Here is a 20,383-nt window from a genome sequence, read left to right on the forward strand (position 1 = left end):
GGAGGTCCCGCGCGGCTAGGCTCGGCGCGTGGTGACGCGGCGGACCGGCACGCTCGTGACGCTCGTGCTCGCCCTCGCCGCGGGCCTCGTGCTCGCGGCGGGGGACGCCGTGTGGCGGCACGTCCCGGGGTCCGACTCCGGGCCCGTGCTGGCCCTGCTCCTGGGCTGGCTGCTGTGGCTGACCGCGGCGACCGGCGCGGCGGTGCTGGTGACCGTGCGGGTGACCGGGCCGGCGCGGCGCCCGGCGGCGCCGGACCTGGCGCTGCTCGCGGTGGTCGTCGCCGTGGTCGTCGCCGTCGCCGTCGCGCACCTGCCGTGGGGCAGCGGCTCAGCCGCGGGGTAGCGCACCGTCCAGGAACGCCCGCAGCGCGCCGAGCACCGCAGCGGGTTCGGTCAGGTGCGGCCAGTGCCCGGCGGCCAGCGCGTGCAGGTCGGCCCCGCGGACCCGCGGGTTCAGCGCGTGCAGCGCGGCCAGGTCGACCTCCCGACTGGGGCGCACGTACAGCGCCGGGACCTGCAGGGCCGCCAGCAGCGGGGCGGGGTCCAGGGCCAGCACGTCGTGCCACAGCCGCCGCACCGCCGCCCCGGGGGTCGCGAGGACTCCTGCGACGACCTCCTCGCGCAGCTCCGGCTCCCGCGGCCCCCACGACGTGCGCATCGAGTCCTCCAAGACCTCCCGCCACCCCGGCGCCAGGACCTCCCGGGACCGGGCGACCTTGCGCGCCAGCGCGTCCGGGGTCACGGGCAGGTTGGCGTCGAGCAGCACCAGCCCCGACAGCAGCCCCGGGTGCCGGGCGGCGACGACCAGGCCGACGACCCCGCCCGTGCTGTGCCCCACGAGCACCGCGCCCCCCGGGACCCGCCCGGCCACCTGCTCGGCGACCTGCCCGGCGACCCGCTCGGCGACCGCGTCCAGCGTCGCCGCGGGCAGCGCGGGGGTGCCGTGGTGCCCGGGCAGGTCCAGGGGGTGGACGTCGAACCCGCCCAGCCCCGGCAGCAGCCGCCCGAACTGCGTCGTGTCGCACCCGATCCCGGGCACCAGGACCAGCGCCGTCACCCGCCACCCCTGCGCTCGACCACGGGGGACACCTCAGGCGGTGGCCAGCACCCGCACCGACCACGGCGCGACCCGCAGGCACCGGCCCGCCCCCGTGGCCCGGCGGCGCCGGTCCGGCGTCGAGGCCCAGCGGGGCAGGAACCGGGGCAGGCCCTCCACCGTCGGCAGGCGCACGTCGAGCTGGCGCGGGCCGCCGTTGACGACGACGAGCACGGAGTCCAGCCCGCGGTCGCGGCCGTCGACGAGGACCTGCAGGATCCGCCGGTCCGGTTCGTGCCACCTCTCCACCGTCATCTGCTCCCCGTCCTCGGAGAACCACAGCAGGTCCTGCCGCTGCTCGCGCACGGGGGAGCCGCGGCGCACCCCGGCCTCCCGCAGCACCGGGTAGCGGCGGCGCAGGGCCAGCAGCTCCCGGACGTCCTCCAGCAGCTCGCCCTGCCAGTCCTGCAGGTCCCAGTCCAGCCAGCTGACCTCGTTGTCCTGGCAGTAGGCGTTGTTGTTGCCGCCCTGGCTGCGCCCGAACTCGTCCCCGGCGGTGATCATCGGGACGCCCGAGGACAGCACGAGGGTCGCGAAGAGGTTGCGGACGCTGCGGCGGCGGAACTCCAGGACCGCGGGGTCGGTGGTGTCCCCCTCGACGCCGTGGTTCCAGCTGGTGTCGCCGTCGGACCCGTCGCGGTTGCCCTCGCCGTTGGCCTCGTTGTGCTTGCGGTCGTAGGCCACCAGGTCGCCCAGGCAGAAACCGTCGTGCGCGGTCACGAAGTTCACGCTGGTCAGCCGGCCGCGCTGGACGTCGAACGTGTCGGCCGACCCCGCGAAGCGCGTGGCGAACTCCCGCAGCCCGCGGCCCCCGCCGGAGGGCGCGGGGTGGCCCAGGGCGGCCTCGCGCGCGTCGGTCAGCCAGAACCGCCGCACCCCGTCGCGGAAGCGGTCGTTCCACTCGTGCAGCGGCGGCGGGAACTGCCCGGTGCGCCAGCCGAACGGGCCCACGTCCCACGGTTCGGCCACGAGCTTCGTCCCGGCCAGGACGGGGTCGGCGCCCAGGGCCACCAGGAACGGGTGGTCGGGGGAGTAGCCGTCCCGGCCGCGGGCCAGGGTCGTCATGAGGTCGAAGCGGAACCCGTCGACGCCGTACTCGCTCACCCAGTGGCGCAGGGAGTCCAGCGCGAACTGCACGACGCGGCGCTCGGAGAAGTCCAGGGAGTTGCCGCAGCCGGTGACGTCGAACGGCCGCCCCCCGGCGTCGCGCAGGTAGTAGGTGGCGTCGTCCAGGCCGCGCAGCGACAGGTGCGGGCCGTCCGGGCCCTCCTCGCACGTGTGGTTGTAGACGACGTCGAGCAGCACCTCGACGCCCGCGCCGTGCAGGGCCTGCACGGCGCGGCGGAACTCCTCGCGCACCGCCTCCGGCCCCGCGGCGCGCGCGGCCGCCGTCGCGTAGCCGGGGTGCGGGGCGTTGAAGGCCAGGGTGTTGTACCCCCAGTAGTTCGACAGCCCCCGCCGGCGCAGCGCGATCTCGGAGGTGCTGGCGTGGATCGGCAGCAGCTCCAGCGCCGTCACGCCCAGGGAGCGCAGGTGCTCCAGCACGGCCGGGTGCGCCAGCGCGGCGTACGTCCCGCGCTCCTCCTCGGGGACGCCGGGGAAGCGCTGCGTCAGGCCGCGCACGTGCGCCTCGTAGACGACGGTGTCCGCCCACGGCACCCGCGGGCGCTCGTCCTCGCGCACCCGCAGGTGCTCCGGCAGCGGCCCCAGGACGACGCCGCGCGGGACGAACGGGGCGCTGTCGCGCTCGTCGGCCACCCGCAGGTCACCCACCAGGTCCTCGTCCACGGCGTGCCCGAAGATCTCCGGGGCCAGGGCCACCTCGCCCTCCACGCCCCGCGCGTACGGGTCGAGCAGCAGCTTGGCCGGGTTGTGGCGCAGCCCCCGCTCGGGGTCCCACCGCCCGTGCACCCGCAGCCCGTAGCGGGACCCGGCGACCAGGCCGGGGACGTGGCCGTGCCAGACGCCGAGCTCGACGTCGCTCAGGGCCGTGCGGGTCTCGGTGCCGTCGTCGGCGAAGACGCACACCTCCACGGCGTCGGCGTGCACGGCCAGGACCGCCACGTCGGCCCCGTCACCGCTCAGCGTCACCCCCAGCGGGTGGCTGCGGGTCAGGGCGGGCGTCGGGACGGGCACCGCCGCAGTCTGCCAGTTCCTTAGAATCGGCTCGTGACGGCGGCCTACCTGGACCACGCCTCGACGACCGCGCTGCGGCCCGAGGCGCTCGACGCCTACGTCGCCGAGACGGCGCGCGGGGCCGGCAACCCCTCCTCGCTGCACTCCGCGGGCCGGCGCGCGCGGGTCGCGGTCGAGGAGAGCCGCGAGGCCCTGGCCGCGGCCCTGGGCGCCCGGCCGGGGGAGGTCGTGTGGACCTCGGGGGGCACCGAGAGCGACAACCTGGCCCTCACCGGCCTGTACCGCGCCCGCCGCGACGCCGACCCGGCGCGCCGGCGCGTGCTGCTGACCGCGACCGAGCACCACGCCGTCCTGGACTGCGTCGAGTCCCTCGCCGCCCGCGAGGGCGCCGAGGTCACCTGGCTGCCCGTCGACGCCACCGGCCTGGTCGACCTGGACGCCCTGGCGGCCGAGCTGCGCCCCGACCGGGCCGGCGACGTCGCCCTCGTCTCACTCATGTGGGCCAACAACGAGGTCGGGACGGTCCAGCCCGTCGCCGCGGCCGCCGAGCTGGCCCACGCCGCCGGGGTGCCCCTGCACACCGACGCCGTGCAGGCCGTCGGGCAGCTGCCGGTGGACTTCGCCGCCTCCGGCGCGGACCTGCTGTCGCTGTCGGCGCACAAGTTCGGCGGCCCGGTCGGCACCGGGGCGCTGCTCGTGAAGCGGGGGACGGCGCTCGTGCCGCTGCTGCACGGCGGCGGCCAGGAGCTGGGCGTCCGCTCCGGCACGCTCGACGCGGCCGGGGCGCGCGCGAGCGCCGCGGCCCTGACCGCCGCCACCGGTGACCTGCCGGGGCAGGCGCAGCGGCTCGCGCAGCTGCGGGACCGGCTGCTGGCGGGCCTGACGCAGGTGCCCGGCGCCGTGGTGCGCGGCGCCCCGCCCGGCCCCGGGCGGCTGCCCGGGAACGCGCACGTGACGTTCGCCGGGTGCGAGGGCGACTCGCTGACGTACTTGCTCGACGCCGCCGGGGTGGAGTGCTCCACGGGCTCGGCCTGCCGGGCCGGGGTCCCGCAGCCCAGCCACGTGCTGCTCGCGATGGGCCTGGAGGCCGCCGAGGCCGCCGGTGCGCTGCGCTTCTCCCTGGGCTGGGACTCCACCGCCGCCGACGTCGAGGCCGCCGTCGCGGCCATCGGGCCGGCCGTGGAGCGGGCCCGCCGGGCGCGCAGCTCGCGCGGGGGCCGGGCGCACCGCCGGTCCCGGACCCTCGCCGGCGGGGTGTCCTGATGCGCGTCCTGGCCGCCATGAGCGGCGGGGTGGACTCCGCGGTCGCCGCCGCCCGCGCCGTCGACGCCGGCCACGAGGTCGTCGGCGTCCACATGGCGCTGAACCGCAACCCCGGGACCCTGCGCACGGGCTCGCGGGGCTGCTGCACCATCGAGGACGCCCTCGACGCCCGCCGCGCCGCCGACCTGCTCGGCATCCCCTTCTACGTGTGGGACCTGTCCGACGACTTCGTCGAGGACGTCGTGGAGGACTTCGTCGCCGAGTACGCCGCGGGGCGCACCCCGAACCCGTGCGTGCGCTGCAACGAGCGCATCAAGTTCGCGGCCCTGCTGGACAAGGGGATCGCCCTGGGCTTCGACGCCGTCGCGACGGGGCACTACGCCCGGGTCGTCCGCGGCGAGGACGGCACCGCGCAGCTGCACCGGGCCGCCGACGCCGCCAAGGACCAGTCGTACGTGCTGGCCGTCCTGGACGCCGACCAGGTCGCCCACGCCCTGTTCCCCCTCGGCGACGCGCCCACCAAGGCCGAGGTGCGGGCCGAGGCCGTGCGCCGCGGGCTGCCGGTGGCCGACAAGCCCGACAGCCACGACATCTGCTTCATCCCCGACGGCGACACCCGCGGGTTCCTGGCCGACAAGCTCGGCGAGGCCCCCGGCGAGGTCGTCGACGAGGACGGGCGGGTCCTGGGGACCCACGCGGGCACGTACGGCTTCACCGTGGGCCAGCGCAAGGGCCTGGGCATCTCCCGGCCCGCCGCCGACGGCCGCCCCCGGTACGTGCTGAGCATCGAGCCGGTGCGCCGCACCGTGACCGTGGGCCCGGCCGAGCGGCTGTCCGTGGGCGCTCTGCGGGCCGTGGACCCCGTCTGGAACGGCCCGGTGCCGCAGGGCCCGGCGGAGGTCCACGTCCAGGTCCGCGCCCACGGCGAGCCCGTCCCCGCCGTCGCGCGGCTGCGCGACGGCGAGCTGCACGTGGACCTGCGCACCCCGCTGACCGGCGTGGCCCCCGGCCAGACGGTCGCGGTCTACCGCGGGACGCGGGTGCTGGGCTCGGCCACCATCGCCGGGACCACGCCCGCCGGGACCGCGCCCGCCGGGACCGCGTCCGACGGGACCGCGTCCGACGGGACCGCGTCCGACGGGACCGCGTCCGACGGGACCGCGTCCGCGGGGGCCGGTGCCACGACGTCCTGAGCCGCCTGCGGTCGGGCGTAGAGGTACCCCTGCGCGTAGGTGCAGCTGAGGTCGCGCAGGACCTGCGCCTGCTGCTCGGTCTCGACGCCCTCGGCGACGACGTCCAGGCCCAGGCTGCGGGCCAGTTCGATGATGGTCGCCACCAGCGTCGTCGCCGACCCGCCGTGGGCCAGGTCGCCGACGAACGACCGGTCGATCTTCACGGTGTCCACGGGCAGCCGCCGCAGGTACGACAGGCTGGAGTAGCCCGTCCCGAAGTCGTCGATCGCCACCTGCACGCCCGTCGCGCGCAACCGGGCCAGCCGGCCCGAGACCGCGTCCAGGTCGCCGACCAGGACGCTCTCGGTGACCTCCAGGGTGAGCTGGTGCGGGCGCAGGCCGCTGTCGCGCAGGGCCTCGCGCACCACGGTGAGGACCTCGTCGTCGCCCAGCTGCACCGCGGACAGGTTCACCGCGATCCCCACCGGGGTGCCGCGCTCGGCCGTCCACGCCGCGGCCTGCGCCGTGGCGGTGCGCAGCACCCACGCCCCGATGGCGCGGATGTCGCCGCTGGCCTCGGCCAGCGGCACGAACTCCAGCGGGGAGACCGTCCCGCGCTCGGGGTGCCGCCAGCGCAGCAGCGCCTCGTACCCCTTGGCCCGCGGCACGGGGCCGCTGTCCCGGAAGTCGACCGTGGCCTGGTAGTGCACCTCGAACTGCCCCAGCTCCAGGGCGTGGGCGAGGTCGTCGCGCAGCGCCGCCTTGTCCTGGGCCTCCTTGGACATGCCCTCGGCGTAGGTCACGAGGCGGTTCTTCCCGCTCGCCTTGGCCCAGTACATCGCCAGGTCGGCGTTGCGCAGCAGCTCGTCGGCGCCGTCCAGCTCGCTGACGCGCGCGCACGTCGTGGAGGTGTCCGCGGTGCCCAGGCTGGCGTGGACGTGCAGCTGCTGCCCCTCGACGTCGACGGGCTGGGCCAGGCCCGCCAGGAAGCGCTCCCCGACCCGGCGCGCGGGGACCCCGCCACCGTGGACGACGACGGCGAACTCGTCCCCGCCCAGGCGGGCCACGAGGTCACCGGTGCGCACGCACGCGCGCAGCCGCTCGGCGACGGCCAGCAGCAGCTGGTCGCCCGCGGCGTGCCCGCGCGAGTCGTTGACGTTCTTGAAGTCGTCGAGGTCGACGAACACCACCGCGACGTCCTCGCGCCGCGACAGCGTCCGGGCCAGGAACTCGCGCAGCAGCGTGCGGTTGGCCAGCCCGGTCAGCGGGTCCCGCAGGCCCTGCTGCTCGTTGAGGCGCCAGGACGCCAGGTGGGTCGCGCTGGCCGCCAGCACGAAGGCCGCGTGCACGACCATCCAGCGCCACGGGTGCGCCATGGCCGCGTGGTGGCTGAAGACGACCCCCGGTTCCAGGGTGCCCAGGACCCCGTGGTGGAGCACCACGACGCCCAGGCCGATCCCGAACGGCACCCAGTCCTGGTAGAGCGCGACGAGCCCCACCATGACGAAGAAGTGGAAGTGCGCCTCGATCTGCCCGCCCCAGAACTGCACCAGGACCGCGGAGGCCAGGAACAGGCTCGCCGAGGCGCCCGCCGAGCGCACCTTGCGCGAGTACCCCGCCGGCAGCGAGACGACCAGCGGCGCGGCCACGAGGAGCCCGCCGGCGAGGCAGACGAGCGGGTCGTGCCCGGAGAAGGCGCCGAACAGGACCAGCGCGAGGGCCTGCAGGCCCGCGACGCGCACGATCGCCCGGTGCCTCCGGTGCCACACCTCGTCGGGCAGCAGCCGCCCCCGCGGCAGCAGCGAGGTGACGGCGGCGGTGCGGCGGCGCACGGCGTCGGGGAGGGGGCTCACACGGCCCCATCGGCACCCGCGGGCGCTCACCGGACCCGCCTCGCCCGTTCGGCCGAGCACGTTCACCCCAGCAGCACGGTGACGGCGTGGATCAGCAGACCCACGAGCCCGCCCACGACCGTCCCGTTGATCCGGATGAACTGCAGGTCCCGCCCGACGTGCAGCTCGATGCGCTGGGCCGCGTCCTGCCCGTCCCAGCGCGCGACGGTGTCGGAGATGACGGTCGCCAGCTCGGGGGCGAAGCGGCGCACCACGTGCCCGGCCGCGTCGGTGAGGTGCCCCTCGACGCGCAGCGCGAACGCCTCGTCGGTCACGAGCCGGTGCCCGACGTCGACGAGCGCCTCCTCGCTGCGGACGCGCAGCGAGGACCGCGGGTCGGCCAGCGCCTCCAGCAGGAACCCCCGCACGCTGGACCACAGGCCCGCGACGGTGTCGGCCAGGCCGGGGGAGCCCAGCAGCCGCTGCTGGAACTCGTCGGCCTTGGCCCGGGTGTCCGGGTCGTGCTGCAGGGCGTCGGCGTAGCGGGCCAGGAGGTCGTCGATGGCCTTGCGGCCGGCGTGCCCGCGGTCGGCCACGACGTCGTCCACCCACGTCTGGGCCTCGGTGTAGACGCGCTTGCCGAGCCGGTCGTTGAGCCAGTCCGGCGCCCACAGCGGGGCCCGGTCGGTGACCATGCGGCGCACGAGGTGCTCGTTGCCGCGCAGCCACGTCTGGACCTCGGTGAGGGTGAGGTCCACGACGGGGTGGTGGGTGCCGTCGCGGACGACCTCCTCCAGCAGCCGGCCCAGCGTCGGGCTCCACGACTGCGCGGCCAGCCGCCGCACGAGGACCTGGTCGATGACGGCGGTGACCTCCTCGTCGCGCAGGATCCCCAGCGCGCCCGTCAGGACCGTCGCGGCCTCCTCCACCACGCGGGCCGACCCGCCGCGGTCGGTCAGCCACGACCCCACCCGGCGGGGGATCCCGGCCCGCGCGACCTTGTCCCGCACGACGTCCTCGGCGAGGAAGTTCTCGGCGACGAACTGCTCCAGGCTCTTGCCCAGGGCGTCCTTGCGGCGCGGGATGAGCGCCGTGTGCGGGATCGGCAGCCGCAGCGGGTGCCGGAAGATCGCGGTCACGGCGAACCAGTCGGCGACGGCCCCGACCATGGCGGCCTCGGCCGCCGCGTTGACGAACCCCCACCCGCCCCCGCGCCCGACCGTCACGGCGTACACGACGGCGGCCAGCGCGAGGAGCCCGGTGGCCAGCAGCCGCATCCGGCGAAGGCTCGCGCGGCGCTCGGCGTCGGAGACCCCGTCGGTGAGACCGCCGGGGACGGCGTGACCGAGCGCGGGGGCGGGGTGGGGGCTGCTCACCGGGTCATCCTCACCCACCCGTCCGCGCGGCGCGCAGCACCTGCGCCAGCACGCCCTCCCCGGCGCCGCCGCCGACGGGGGGCAGGCCGGTGCCGGCGCAGGACAGGTCGCCGGCGGGGACGGTGCCGTCGGTGAGGAACGCCCCCACGACGTCGTCGACGCACGCGTTGCCGCCCACGCCGTAGAGGCCGTGGTCGCCCTCGTCCTCGACGGTGACCAGCACCGACGAGCCGAGCGCCTCGTGCGTCTGCAGCGCGCCCTCGTAGGCGGTGGCGGGGTCGTGGCGGGACTGCACGATGAGCAGCGGCGGCAGGTCCGCGCCGTCGACGGTCGGCAGGTCGACGGGCGTGCGGTCCCACGCCGCGCAGACCTGGGCGCTCTGGGCGTACCCGACGAGCGGGTACCGGCGGCCCTGCTCGGTCCCGTAGGCGTCCCAGAAGGCCTGGTCGGTGGTCCACGGGCTGTCGTTGCACGTCGTCGCCGCGAACGTGGCCGTCATCGTCCGGGTGGCTCCGGGGGGACCGCTGAGCCGCTCGAGCAGGTCCGTCACGAGCCGCTGGAGGGCGGCGGGGACGGGCAGGTCGGCGTCGCCGCGCAGCGCCAGCACGGTCCGCAGACCGCTCAAGGTCTGCGCCAGGACGGGGAACTGCGCCTTGCCGTACATCGCCTGGGCCACGACGGTGTCGAGGCCGTTGCCGTCCAGGGTCGTCGTCGGCGTGGGCAGCGGGTGGGCGACGAGGGCGGCGCGCAGCCCCTCGTAGGTCGCCGTGACCTCCTGCGGGGTCGCGCCCAGCCCGTACGTGCCGTTCCCGGCCGCGGCCCACGGCGTGAAGTCCTCGTCGAACCGGCGCTGGAACGCCATGGGCTGGTAGGAGAAGACCTCCTGGTAGCCGGCCGTCGCGTCGACCGTGGAGTCCAGGACGAACCGGCCGACCCGGGCGGGCAGGTGGGTCGCGAACTGCGTGCCCAGCCACGTCCCGCCGGAGTACCCGACCCAGTCGATCGTGTCCCGGTCCAGGGCGTCGCGGACCAGGTCGACGTCGTGGACGGTCTGCTGCGTGTTGACGACCGGGGCCAGCGGGTCCGCCGAGCACTCCTGCGCCACGGCCCGCACGGCCCGCGCCGTCGCGGCGAGCGCCTCGGGGGAGCGGTCGCGGACGTCGGGGAGCCGGTCGGTCGCGCCGGTCCCGCACGTGAACGCCGAGCTGGCGCCCGTGCCCCGCACGTCGAGGCCGACGACCTCGGTCCCGGCCAGCGCCGGCACCTGCGTCCCGAGGGCGGCCAGCGACAGCCCCGCGCCGCCGGGCCCGCCGGGGTTGGTGACGATCGTGCGCTCGGGGCGCGGGCCCGTGCGCGGCGCGCGGCTGATCGTGACGTGCAGCGGCTCACCCGCCTCCGGGTCGTCCCAGTCGCGCGGGACGGCCACCCGCGCGCACTCCAGCCCCGACGTCAGCCCGGCGAGGAGGCCGAGCTGGTCGGTGGTGCAGGGCGCCCAGGCGAGCTGCTGGTCGCGGAACCGCTCGGGGGTGCGCTGCTCGAACTCGCGCTGGGCCTGCACGAGGGGGTCGGGTGCGGGCGTGGCCGAGGCCGGTGGGGCGGCGGCCAGGAGCGAACCGGTCAGGGCCAGGACGCCCACGACGGCTGGACGGCGGAGGTGCACGGGGGAGCCTTCCCAGGAGTCTGCTGTGACGCTCCCATCCACCCGCACCCGCCCCGCCGGTGCCAACGGACCTCCGGTGCACCCCGGGTCCTCCCTTCGACGGACCCCGCGCGCGCCCCCGGTACCGTCGCCCTCGTGCCAGGAACCGCCGCCGCCGTCGGCCCGATGCCCGGTGAGGACCCCCGCGAGGCCGCGCGGACCGTCTTCGGGGAGCTCGGCGACCCGCCCCACGTCCCGCACCTGGCCCCGCTGCCCGCCCGGGGCCCGGGCGCGGACCCGCTGGGCCGCACCGCGGCCCTGCTGGTGGACCTGCCCGTGGACCGCCAGCCCGCCGGCTGGCGCTTCGTCGACGCCCCCGGCCGGGACGCGGCCCGGGCCGCGTCCTTCCTGCGCGCCGACCTCGACGAGCTCGCCGAGGCCGCCGACGGGTGGACCGGGGCGCTCGCGCTGCCCGTCGTCGGTCCCTGGACGCTGCTGGCCGCCGTCGAGCTGAACCGCGGCGAGCGCAGCGTCGCCGACCCCGGCGCCCGCCGCGACGTCGTCGCCTCCCTCGCCGAGGGCCTGAGCCGCCACGTCGCCGACGTGCGGCGGCTCGTGCCCGGCGCCCGCGTCGTCGTCCACGTCGAGGAGCCCTCGCTCGCCGCCGTGCTCGCCGGCCGACTGCCCACCCAGTCCGGCTACGGGACGCTGCGCGCCGTGGACCGCGCCGAGGTCCGCGACGGGCTGCGCGACGTCCTGGCCGCGGTCCGCGCCGCCGACGCCGAGCCCGTCGTCCGGCTCACCCCCGAGGAGGCGCCCTGGGCGCTGGTCCGCGAGACCGGGGCAGCCGGGGTCGCCCTCGACGTGCGCTCCCTGGGCCCGGCCGGCTGGGAGTCGGTCGCGGCCTGCGTCGAGGACGGCCTGCGGTTGTGGGCCGGTGCCCTGCCCGTGCGGGGGGACCTGCCCGCGGTCGGCTCCCTCGTCGACGCGGTGCGCCTGCCCTGGCGGCGCGTCGGGCTGCCCGCGACGGCGCTCGCGGACGTCGTCCTGACCCCCGCGACCGGGCTGGCCGACACCGACCCGGCCGCCGTGCGGGGCCTGCTGACCCGGCTGCGCGAGGCGGCCGCCGCCCTGGAGGAGGCTTCCGGTGACTGACCCGACGTTCCGCGAGGCGACCGCGGCCGACGTGCCCGCCGTGGTGGCGCTCGTGGAGTCCGCCTACCGGGGGGAGTCCAGCCGCGCGGGCTGGACGACGGAGGCGGACCTGCTGGCGGGGCAGCGCACCGACGCCGGGGGGATCGGCGCCGTCGTCGACGCCCCGGGGTCGGTGCTGCTGCTGGCCGAGCGCGACGGCGCGCTCGTCGGCTGCTGCGAGCTGCGGCAGGTCGGGCAGGTGGCCTACTTCGGCACGTTCGCGGTGGACCCGGCCGCGCAGGGCGGCGGCATCGGCCGCCGGCTGCTCACCCGCGCCGACGCCGAGGCCGTCCGGCGCTGGGGCGCGAGCGCCCTGGAGATGACGGTCATCGTCCAGCGCGCCGACCTCATCGCCTGGTACGAGCGGCTCGGTTTCACCGCGACCGGCGAGCGGCGCCCGTTCCCCTACGGGGACGAGCGGTTCGGCCGGCCGTTGCGCGACGACCTGGAGTTCGTGGTCCTGCGCCGGCCGACCGCCCCCACGACGTGAGACGCGCCTGTCGGAGCCTCGCGGCAGGATGTTCCCCGTGAGCGACGACAGTGCGATCCCCCCGTCGGCCCGGCACCGCTGGGAGGAGCTCGTGGCCCGGATCGAGGCCGCGCGGTTCGCGTACTACGTGCGCAACTCCTCCCCGCTGAGCGACGGGCAGTACGACGAGCTGGAGCGGGAACTGCGCGCGCTCGAGGAGGAGCACCCGCAGCTGCGCACGCCGGACTCGCCCACCCAGACCGTCGGCGGCACGTTCTCCACCGAGTTCGCCGCCGTCGACCACCCCGAGCGCATGCTCAGCCTCGACAACGCCTTCTCCCTCGACGAGCTGTCGCAGTGGGCCGCACGCGTCGAGAAGGAGGTCGGCGAGGGCGCCCGGTACCTGTGCGAACCGAAGATCGACGGCCTGGCGATCGACCTGGTGTACGAGGGCGGCCGCCTCGTGCGCGGCGTCACGCGCGGCGACGGCCGGACGGGCGAGGACGTCACCTACAACGTCCGCACCATCGGCGACGTCCCGCACGAGCTCACGGGCGAGGGCGTGCCGGAGTTCCTCGAGGTGCGCGGGGAGGTGTTCTTCCACCTCGACGGTTTCGCCGCCATCAACGCCGGGCTCGTCGAGGCGGGGAAACCACCGTTCGCCAACCCCCGCAACGCCGCGGCGGGTTCGTTGCGGCAGAAGGACCCCCGCATCACCGCGACCCGCCCCCTGCGGATGCTCGTGCACGGCATCGGGGCCCGCCGGGGCATGGAGAACGCCTCCCAGTTCGAGGCGTACGCCAAGCTCGCGGCGTGGGGGCTGCCGACGTCCCCGCGCGTGAAGGTGGTCGACACCCTGCCCGAGGTCGCGGACTACGTCCGGTTCTACGGCGAGCACCGGCACGACGTCGAGCACGAGATCGACGGGGTCGTCGTGAAGGTCGACCAGGTGCCGTTGCAGCGCAGGCTGGGGACGACCTCGCGCGCGCCCCGGTGGGCCATCGCGTTCAAGTACCCGCCCGAGGAGGTCACGACGGTCCTGCACGACATCCAGGTCAACGTCGGCCGCACCGGGCGGGTCACCCCCTTCGCCGTCCTCGAACCCGTCCTGGTCGCCGGGTCCACCGTGAAGATGGCGACGCTGCACAACGCCGACGAGGTCAGGCGCAAGGGCGTCCTCATCGGCGACACCGTCGTCGTCCGCAAGGCCGGTGACGTCATCCCCGAGGTCCTCGGCCCCGTCGTGGACTCCCGCACCGGCGACGAGCGCGAGTTCGTCATGCCCACCGTCTGCCCCGAGTGCGGCACGCCGCTGGCCCGGCAGAAGGCCGACGACGTCGACATCCGCTGCCCCAACACCCGCAGCTGCCCCGCGCAGCTGCGCGAGCGCGTGTTCCACCTCGCCGGACGCGGTTCCTTCGACGTCGAGGCCCTCGGCTACGAGGCCGCCACCGCGCTGCTGCAGGCCGGGGTCATCGAGGACGAGGGCGACGTGTTCACGCTGTCCGAGGAGGACCTGGCGCGGGTCCCGCTGTTCCTGACCAAGGCCGGCACGGTCTCGGCCAACGGCCGCAAGCTCCTGAAGAACCTCGACGCCGCCAAGGACCGCCCGCTGTGGCGGGTCCTGGTGGGCCTGTCGATCCGGCACGTCGGTCCCACCGCGGCCCGCGCCCTGGCCTCGACGTTCGGGTCGATGGAGGCGATCGAGGCCGCCACGGCCGAGGAGATCGCCGCCGCCGAGGGGGTGGGTCCCACCATCGCCGAGGCCGTCGTGGAGTGGCTCGCCGTCGACTGGCACCGCGAGGTCGTGCGCAAGTGGCGCGAGGCCGGCGTCCGGATGGCCGACGAGCGCGACGAGTCGACCCCGCGCACCCTGGAGGGCCTGACGGTCGTCGTCACCGGCTCCCTGGCCGGGTACTCCCGCGACGAGGCCAAGGAGGCGATCCTGTCCCGCGGCGGCAAGGCGTCGGGCTCGGTGTCGAAGAAGACCGACTTCGTCGTCGTCGGCGAGGCGGCCGGGTCCAAGGCCGACAAGGCCGAGCAGCTCGGGGTGCGGGTCCTCGACGAGGCGGGGTTCACGGCGCTGCTGGCCGGTGGCCCGGACGCCGTGCCCGCCGCCGAACCCGCTCCCGAACCCGTTCCCGACCCCGTTCCCGCGGCCGCCCCCGAGTGACGCCGCCGGGGAGGGGGCCGGCGGGGGGCCACGGGCCGCTCCGCCACCCCCCGCCGCGGGCCGCTGCGACGGTCCCGGCACCGTCCTCGCGACCGCCGCCGCGCCCCGCGCCGCGGCGCCGCGACCGGTGGACCGCAGCCCGCCCCGGCCGGGCCGAATAGACTCACCGTTCGTGTCCGCCATCACCCGTCCCGAGGTCGAGCACCTCGCGCGCCTGGCGCGCATCGACATGACCGACGAGGAGCTGGACCGCATGGCCGGCCAGCTCGACGCGGTCCTCGATGCCGTCGCGGCCGTCGCGAAGGTCGCCACCGACGACGTCCCCGCCACCTCCCACCCCGTGCCGCTGACCAACGTCACGCGCCCCGACGTCGTCCGCCCGGGGCTGACCGCCGAGGAGGCGCTCGCCGGCGCCCCCGCGGCGGAGGACGGCCGGTTCCGGGTCCCGATGATCCTGGGGGAGGAGGCGTGAGCGTCAACGAGCTCGTCCACTGGGACGCCACCCGGCTCGCCGAGGGCCTGCGCGCCAAGGTCGTCTCGGCCGAGGAGGTCGTCCAGGCCCACCTGGACCGCATCGACGCCGTCGACGGCCCCACCTCCGGCCCCAACCCCGACGGCGTGCACGCCTTCCTGCACGTCGACCACGACGGCGCCCTGGCCCGCGCCCGGCAGATCGACGCCGACCGCGCCGCCGGCGCCGACCTCGGGCCCCTCGCCGGGGTCCCGATCGGCGTCAAGGACGTCCTGACCACCCGCGGTCTGCCCACCACGGCCGGGTCGCGCATGCTCGAGGGCTGGGTCCCGCCGTACGACGCCACCGTCGTGCGCGAGCTGCACGCCGCCGGTCTCGTCGTCCTCGGCAAGACCAACATGGACGAGTTCGCGATGGGCTCGACCACCGAGCACTCCGCCTTCGGCGAGACCCGCAACCCGTGGGACCCCACCCGCATCCCCGGCGGCTCCGGCGGCGGGTCCGCGGCGGCGCTCGCGGCCTTCGAGGCTCCGCTGACCGTCGGGTCGGACACCGGCGGCTCGATCCGCCAGCCGGCCGCGGTCACCGGCACCGTCGGCGTCAAGCCGACCTACGGCGCGGTCTCGCGGTACGGCCTCATCGCCCTGGCCAGCTCCCTGGACCAGGCCGGACCGTGCGCGCGGACCGTCATGGACACGGCGCTGCTGCACGCGGTCATCGCCGGCCACGACCCGTACGACTCCACCTCCCTGCCGTCCGCGGTCCCCGACGTCGTGGGGGCCGCGCGCCTCGGCGCGTCCGGGGACCTGACCGGCGTGCGGGTCGGCGCCGTGAAGGAGCTGTCCGGCGAGGGGTACGAACCCGGGGTCGTCGCGCGCTTCGAGGAGGCCCTCGAGCAGTTCCGCGCCGCCGGCGCCGAGGTCGTCGAGCTGAGCCTGCCGAACATCGTGCACGCCCTCGCCGCGTACTACCTCATCCTGCCGAGCGAGGCCTCCAGCAACCTCGCCAAGTTCGACGGCATGCGGTACGGCCTGCGCGTCGTGCCCGAGGGGGAGGGCGTGACGGCCGAGACCGTCATGCGCGCCACCCGCGCCGCCGGGTTCGGCGACGAGGCCAAGCGCCGCATCATCCTCGGCACCTACGCCCTGTCCGCGGGGTACTACGACGCCTACTACGGCAGCGCGCAGAAGGTCCGCACCCTGGTGCAGCGCGACTTCGACGCCGCGTTCGGGCAGGTCGACGTGCTCGTGTCCCCGACCGCCCCGACGGTCGCCTACAAGCTGGGGGAGAAGCTCGACGACCCGCTGGCGATGTACGCCGGGGACGTCGCGACGATCCCGGCGAACCTGGCCGGCATCCCCGGCATGTCCCTGCCCGCCGGCCTGTCCGAGGGCCTGCCGGTGGGGTTGCAGATCCTGGCCCCCCAGCAGGCCGACGACCGGCTGTACCGGGTCGGGGCGGCGCTGGAGACGCGGCTGAACGACTCGTGGGGCGGGCCGTTGCTCGCGAAGATCCCGACCTGGCAGGGGGTTTCGGCGTGACCGTGGAACTGGTCGACTACGACGAGGCGGTGGCGAGCTTCGACCCCGTCCTCGGGCTCGAGGTGCACGTCGAGCTGAACACCGCGACGAAGATGTTCTCCGGGGCCCCCACGGAGTTCGGCGCCGAGCCGAACACCCAGGTGGACCCGACGTCGCTGGGCCTGCCCGGGTCCATGCCGGTGCTGAACGCCAAGGCCCTGGAGTCGGCGATCCGCATCGGCCTGGCGCTGAACTGCTCCATCGCGCAGTCCTGCCGGTTCGCCCGGAAGAACTACTTCTACCCGGACATGCCGAAGAACTTCCAGACGTCGCAGTACGACGAGCCGATCGCCTACGACGGCTACCTCGACGTCGACGTCCCGGCGTCGGAGGACGGCACGAAGCCCGCCTTCACCTACCGCGTCCTCGTCGAGCGCGCGCACATGGAGGAGGACACCGGCAAGTCCCTGCACGTCGGCGGGTCGACGGGGCGCATCCACGGCGCGGAGTACTCCCTGGTGGACTACAACCGCGCGGGCATCCCGCTCATCGAGATCGTCACCAAGCCCCTGGAGGGCACCGGTGACCGCGCCCCCGACGTGGCCCGCGCCTACGTGGCGGCCCTGCGGGACCTGCTGCGCGCGCTCGACGTCTCGGACGTGAAGATGGAGCAGGGCTCGCTGCGCTGCGACGTGAACCTGTCGCTGCGCCCGACCCCGCAGTCCCCGCTGGGCACCCGCTCGGAGACGAAGAACGTCAACTCGCTGCGCTCGGTCGAGCGGGCCGTGCGCTACGAGGTGTCCCGGCACGCCGCGGTCCTGCGCTCGGGCGCGAAGGTCGTGCAGGAGACCCGGCACTGGCACGAGGACACCGGCCTGACGACCTCGGGCCGGGAGAAGTCCGACGCCGAGGACTACCGGTACTTCCCCGAACCCGACCTCGTGCCGATCGTCCCGGACCGGGCGTGGGTGGAGGAGCTGCGCGCCTCGCTGCCCGAGCCGCCGGCGCAGCGCCGCAAGCGGCTGCACGCCGAGTGGGGCTTCTCCGACCTGGAGTTCCGCGACCTCGTCAACGCCGGGGCCCTCGACGTCGTCGAGGCCACCGTCGCGGCGGGGGCCTCGCCCGCCGCGGCTCGCAAGTGGTGGTCCGGGGAACTGGCCCGCCGCGCCAACGCCGACGGCGTGGACCTGGCGGACCTGCCCGTCACCCCCGCCGACGTGGCCGAGCTGGCCGGGCTCGTCGAGGCCGGCAAGCTCACCGACCGCCTCGCCCGGGAGGCCCTCGACGGCGTGCTGGCCGGGGAGGGGTCGGTCGCGCAGGTCGTGGAGGCGCGCGGCCTCGTCGTCGTCCAGGACGACGGCGCGCTGGCCGCGGCCGTGGACAAGGTGCTGGCGGCCAACCCCGACGTGGTCGAGAAGATCCGCGGCGGGAAGGCGCAGGCCGCCGGGGCGCTCATCGGCCAGGTCATGAAGGAGATGCAGGGCAAGGCGGACGCGGCGAAGATCCGCGGGCTGATCGCCGAACGCGTCAGCTGAGCCGCTGGACGACGAGCCCGGCCGCGCGCGCCACGAGCGCGGGGTCGGGCTCGTCGTCGGTCCCGGGCCGGTCGGAGAAGACGGCCAGGACCCAGGGGGCGGCCCCGCCGGGGGGCCGGAGCACGGCGAGGTCGTTGAGGCCGGCGTGGACGCCGGTGCGCCCGGTCTTGTCGCCCGCGTCCCAGCCGGCGGGGACCCCGGCCCGCACGAGGTCGGGCCCGGTGGTGCTGGCCCGCAGCCACGTCGCGAGGAGCTCGCGGTCGGCGGGGTCGAGGGCGTCGCCGAGGGCGTAGGCCCGCAGGTCGGTGCCGAAGGCGCGCGGTGAGGTGGTGTCGCGCGCGTCCCCGGGCGCGGTGTCGTTGAGGCCGGGTTCGGTGCGGTCGGACCGCGTGACGGTGTCGCCGAGGGCCCGCAGCCGCGCCTGGAACCCGGCGGGGCCGCCGAGGGCGTCGAGCAGCAGGTTCCCGGCGGTGTTGTCGCTGACGGTGACGGCCGCCTCGGCGGCCCGGCCCAGGGTGAGGCCGTCCGCGACGTGCTGCGCGGTGACCGGGGAGTGGCTCACGAGGTCGGCCTCCTCGACCGCGACCCGGCGGTCGAGGTCGGTGCCGTCGGCCAGCAGCGCGGCCGCGGCCAGCGCCTTGTACGTGGAGGCGAACGCGAACCGCTCGTCGGCCCGGTGCTCCACCGTCCGCCCCGTGCCGGTGTCGACGGCCCACACGCCCAGCCGGGCCCCGAACTCCTGCTCCAGCGCGCCGAGGCCGGGGTCGAGGGCCGGCGGGGACGGGGCCGTGGACGGGGCTGAGGACGTGGACGGGGACGAGGACGGGGACGGGGCTGAGGACGTGGACGGGAACGGGGTCGGGGTCGGGGCGGTGGGGTCCCCGGCCGTCCCCGAGCAGGCCGCCAGGAGCAGGGCGCACCCCAGCAGCGCGGTGCCGCGCCGCCTCACCGGGCCCCTCCCCGGGCGTGGACGAACCGGTTGAGCAGAAGGTCGACGACGAACCCGAGCGCCAGGGCGACGACGATCCCCAGCACGGCCCCCACCAGCGGGGTGGACTCCACCCAGTGCCCGGCCAGCGACCCGATCGCGATCGAGTACGCCGCCCACGTGAGCGCCGCGAGCGCGCTGAGCCCCACGAACCGGGTCCGCGGGAACTGCACCGCCCCGGCCGTGAGGTTCACCGCGACCCGCCCGATCGGCACGTAGCGGGCCGCGAGGATCGCGAAGGGGCCCCGCCGGTCCAGCTCCAGGGCGGCGCGGCTGAAGGCCCGTTCCAGCCGGGGGTGCCCGGCGACCCAGCGGCGCAGCGGGGAGTGCCGGCCCAGGGCGTAGGTGAGGTTGTCCCCCAGGAACGCCCCGACCGCCGCGCAGCCGAACAGCGCCCACCGGTCGGGGTGCCCGGTGTCGGCGGCGACGGCCGAGAGCCCGATGACGATCGACTCGCTGGGCAGCGGCGGGACGAAACCGTCGAGCGCGGCCAGGGCGAGCACCGCGGCCAGCACCCAGGGGGCTCCCGCGTGCTCGGTGACGAGCGCGTTGAGCTGGTCGAACACCCGGCCAGCCTGCCACGCCCGGCGTCGGCCCGGGGGGCGGGCGTATCCTCCCGCGGGTGAAGGTGCTCTCCATCCAGTCCGCCGTCGCCCACGGTCACGTCGGCAACTCCGCCGCGGTCTTCCCCCTGCAGCGCATCGGGGTCGAGGTCGTGCCCGTCTACACGGTGAACTTCTCCAACCACACCGGGTACGGCGCCTGGCGGGGTCCGCTCATCTCCCCGGCGGACGTGGCCGACGTCCTCACCGGCGTCGAGGAGCGCGGGGTGTTCCCGCAGGTCGACGTCGTCCTGTCGGGGTACCAGGGCGGGGTCGGGATCGGTGACGTGATCGTGGACGCCGTGCGGCGGGTGAAGGCCGCGAACCCGTCCGCGATCTACGCGTGCGACCCGGTCATGGGCAACGCGAAGTCGGGCTGCTTCGTCGCCCCGGAGATCCCCGACCTGCTGCGCGACCGCGTCGTGCCCGTCGCCGACGTCATCACGCCCAACCAGTTCGAGCTGGGGTACCTCACCGGCACCGAGCCCTCGACCCTGGAGTCCACCCTCGCCTCGGTCGACGCGGCCCGGGCCATGGGCCCTTCGACCGTCCTGGTGACCAGCGTGGAGCGCCCCGACCGCGAGGAGGGCACCGTCGAGGTCCTCGTCGCCGACGACTCCGGCGCCTGGGTCGTCCAGACGCCCATGCTGCCGTTCAAGGCCAACGGCTCCGGCGACGTGACGGCCGCGCTGTTCACCGCCCACCTGCGCTCCACTGGGGACGCGAAGGTGGCGCTGGAGCGCACCGTCTCCAGCGTCTTCGACCTCATCGAGCTGACGTACCGGTCGGGGCAGCGGGAGCTGCAGCTCGTCGAGGCGCAGGAGGCGTACGCGCACCCGCGCCTGCAGTTCACCGCCCGGCGCGTGCGCTGACCCCGCCGCTCCCGCCGCCGGTCACTCCGCCGGTCACTCCGCCG

The 20,383-nt window shown here is 76.0% G+C and carries 16 protein-coding genes and 1 pseudogene; 10 read left to right on the forward strand and 7 right to left on the reverse strand.

Translation table 11 applies throughout. From position 1 onward, the window contains the following. Positions 1-28: 28 nt before the first annotated feature. Positions 29-343, forward strand: coding sequence for a hypothetical protein (locus BJ968_RS18625; protein WP_179754360.1), 315 nt, complete (start codon positions 29-31; stop codon positions 341-343). Here BJ968_RS18625 and BJ968_RS18630 read toward each other — a convergent pair. Both BJ968_RS18630 and glgX read right to left on the reverse strand, forming a co-directional pair. Then, a complete protein-coding gene (locus BJ968_RS18630; RefSeq protein WP_179754362.1) occupies positions 329-1,057 on the reverse strand; it encodes an alpha/beta fold hydrolase in 729 nt (242 codons plus the stop codon). The two genes, BJ968_RS18625 and BJ968_RS18630, sit on opposite strands and share 15 nt — an antisense overlap. A 33-nt stretch (positions 1,058-1,090) precedes the next feature. Further along, positions 1,091-3,232 carry a glycogen debranching protein GlgX gene (glgX, locus tag BJ968_RS18635; protein ID WP_179754364.1) on the reverse strand — a complete coding sequence of 714 codons (2,142 nt, stop codon included), beginning with the start codon at positions 3,230-3,232 and terminating at the stop codon, positions 1,091-1,093. A 33-nt stretch (positions 3,233-3,265) separates the two neighbouring features. Between glgX and BJ968_RS18640 the strand changes: the two genes are divergently transcribed. Then, complete coding sequence (locus BJ968_RS18640) at positions 3,266-4,495, forward strand: aminotransferase class V-fold PLP-dependent enzyme (RefSeq protein ID WP_179754365.1); 1,230 nt, start codon at positions 3,266-3,268, stop codon at positions 4,493-4,495. Next, the gene (gene mnmA, locus BJ968_RS18645) at positions 4,495-5,688 is read left to right on the forward strand and encodes a tRNA 2-thiouridine(34) synthase MnmA (RefSeq protein WP_246314159.1); all 1,194 of its coding nucleotides are present in this window, start codon (positions 4,495-4,497) and stop codon (positions 5,686-5,688) included. Before BJ968_RS18640 ends, mnmA begins: the two co-directional genes overlap by 1 nt. Positions 5,689-5,708: 20 nt before the next feature. On the opposite strand, the pseudogene BJ968_RS25010 reads toward mnmA, so the two are convergent. The 3 genes and pseudogenes from BJ968_RS25010 to BJ968_RS18660 all read right to left on the reverse strand — a co-directional run. Then, positions 5,709-7,169 (reverse strand): annotated as a pseudogene (locus BJ968_RS25010) (putative bifunctional diguanylate cyclase/phosphodiesterase); the annotation flags it as partial. A gap of 413 nt (positions 7,170-7,582) precedes the next feature. Further along, the gene (locus tag BJ968_RS18655; protein ID WP_179754367.1) at positions 7,583-8,875 is read right to left on the reverse strand and encodes a DUF445 family protein; all 1,293 of its coding nucleotides are present in this window, start codon (positions 8,873-8,875) and stop codon (positions 7,583-7,585) included. A 10-nt stretch (positions 8,876-8,885) separates the two neighbouring features. Then, positions 8,886-10,535 (reverse strand): alpha/beta fold hydrolase, encoded by a 1,650-nt coding sequence (locus tag BJ968_RS18660; RefSeq protein ID WP_179754369.1) that lies wholly within the window; start codon positions 10,533-10,535, stop codon positions 8,886-8,888. Positions 10,536-10,670: 135 nt separating this feature from the next. Here BJ968_RS18660 and BJ968_RS18665 point away from each other — a divergent pair, with 135 nt between their 5' ends. The 6 genes from BJ968_RS18665 (at position 10,671) to gatB (ending at position 17,877) form a co-directional block, all read left to right on the forward strand. Next, on the forward strand, positions 10,671-11,669 hold the full coding sequence (locus tag BJ968_RS18665) for a uroporphyrinogen decarboxylase/cobalamine-independent methonine synthase family protein (protein ID WP_218885159.1): 999 nt from the start codon (positions 10,671-10,673) through the stop codon (positions 11,667-11,669). Further along, on the forward strand, positions 11,662-12,198 hold the full coding sequence (locus BJ968_RS25015) for a GNAT family N-acetyltransferase (RefSeq protein WP_179754371.1): 537 nt from the start codon (positions 11,662-11,664) through the stop codon (positions 12,196-12,198). Before BJ968_RS18665 ends, BJ968_RS25015 begins: the two co-directional genes overlap by 8 nt. 28 nt (positions 12,199-12,226) lie before the next feature. After that, positions 12,227-14,350: an NAD-dependent DNA ligase LigA gene (ligA, locus tag BJ968_RS18675; RefSeq protein ID WP_179754373.1), complete on the forward strand. Its 2,124-nt coding sequence runs from the start codon at positions 12,227-12,229 to the stop codon at positions 14,348-14,350. 172 nt (positions 14,351-14,522) lie between these two features. Next, complete coding sequence (gene gatC, locus BJ968_RS18680) at positions 14,523-14,822, forward strand: Asp-tRNA(Asn)/Glu-tRNA(Gln) amidotransferase subunit GatC (RefSeq protein WP_179754375.1); 300 nt, start codon at positions 14,523-14,525, stop codon at positions 14,820-14,822. Next, positions 14,819-16,363: an Asp-tRNA(Asn)/Glu-tRNA(Gln) amidotransferase subunit GatA gene (gene gatA, locus BJ968_RS18685; RefSeq protein WP_179754378.1), complete on the forward strand. Its 1,545-nt coding sequence runs from the start codon at positions 14,819-14,821 to the stop codon at positions 16,361-16,363. The genes gatC and gatA overlap by 4 nt, the downstream gene beginning before the upstream one ends. Continuing rightward, positions 16,360-17,877 carry an Asp-tRNA(Asn)/Glu-tRNA(Gln) amidotransferase subunit GatB gene (gatB, locus tag BJ968_RS18690; RefSeq protein WP_179754380.1) on the forward strand — a complete coding sequence of 506 codons (1,518 nt, stop codon included), beginning with the start codon at positions 16,360-16,362 and terminating at the stop codon, positions 17,875-17,877. The genes gatA and gatB overlap by 4 nt, the downstream gene beginning before the upstream one ends. On the opposite strand, the gene bla is transcribed toward gatB, so the two are convergent. Beyond that, a complete protein-coding gene (bla, locus tag BJ968_RS18695) occupies positions 17,870-18,826 on the reverse strand; it encodes a class A beta-lactamase (protein ID WP_343078126.1) in 957 nt (318 codons plus the stop codon). The two genes, gatB and bla, sit on opposite strands and share 8 nt — an antisense overlap. After that, a complete protein-coding gene (locus BJ968_RS18700; protein ID WP_179754382.1) occupies positions 18,823-19,431 on the reverse strand; it encodes a VTT domain-containing protein in 609 nt (202 codons plus the stop codon). Before BJ968_RS18700 ends, bla begins: the two co-directional genes overlap by 4 nt. 56 nt (positions 19,432-19,487) lie before the next feature. Here BJ968_RS18700 and pdxY point away from each other — a divergent pair, with 56 nt between their 5' ends. Continuing rightward, a complete protein-coding gene (gene pdxY / locus BJ968_RS18705) occupies positions 19,488-20,339 on the forward strand; it encodes a pyridoxal kinase PdxY (RefSeq protein ID WP_179754384.1) in 852 nt (283 codons plus the stop codon). The last annotated feature ends 44 nt before the right edge of the window (positions 20,340-20,383 follow it).

The sequence above is a fragment of the Kineococcus aurantiacus genome, from assembly GCF_013409345.1.
GTDB classification, from domain to species: Bacteria; Actinomycetota; Actinomycetes; order Actinomycetales; family Kineococcaceae; genus Kineococcus; species Kineococcus aurantiacus.